Source organism: Mycobacterium intermedium (genome assembly GCF_002086275.1).
Classification (GTDB): domain Bacteria; phylum Actinomycetota; class Actinomycetes; order Mycobacteriales; family Mycobacteriaceae; genus Mycobacterium; species Mycobacterium intermedium.
In genome coordinates this window covers 1-315 of the sequence record NZ_MVHT01000344.1, presented here as the reverse complement: position 1 = coordinate 315, position 315 = coordinate 1, and the positions used below count along the sequence as shown (strand labels likewise).

At 66.7% G+C, this 315-nt stretch carries 1 protein-coding gene; it reads left to right on the top strand.

Going from position 1 to position 315, the window contains the following annotated elements:
* Positions 1–315 (top strand): AMP-binding protein (locus tag BST27_RS30955; protein ID WP_139805536.1); only part of this gene is annotated, 315 nt, incomplete at both ends.

The window sequence follows — 315 nt, the reverse complement described above, 5'->3', positions numbered from 1 at the left end:
TATTCGGCCGCAGGACTGACGATGCCGGGCCCCAACGATGTCGCCTACCTGATCTACACGTCCGGAACCACCGGCACTCCTAAGGGGGTGGCGATCACCCATCGCAACGTCACCCGGTTGTTCGCCGGTGCGGCGCCGGTGCCGACGGGGCCGGATCAGGTGTGGACGCAGTGTCACTCGCTGGCCTTCGACTACTCGGTGTGGGAGATCTGGGGTGCGTTGCTGCATGGCGGGCGTTTGGTGGTGGTGCCCGAGTCGGTGGCCGCTTCCCCGGAAGACCTGCACGCGTTGCTGGTCGCCGAACAGGTGTCGGTG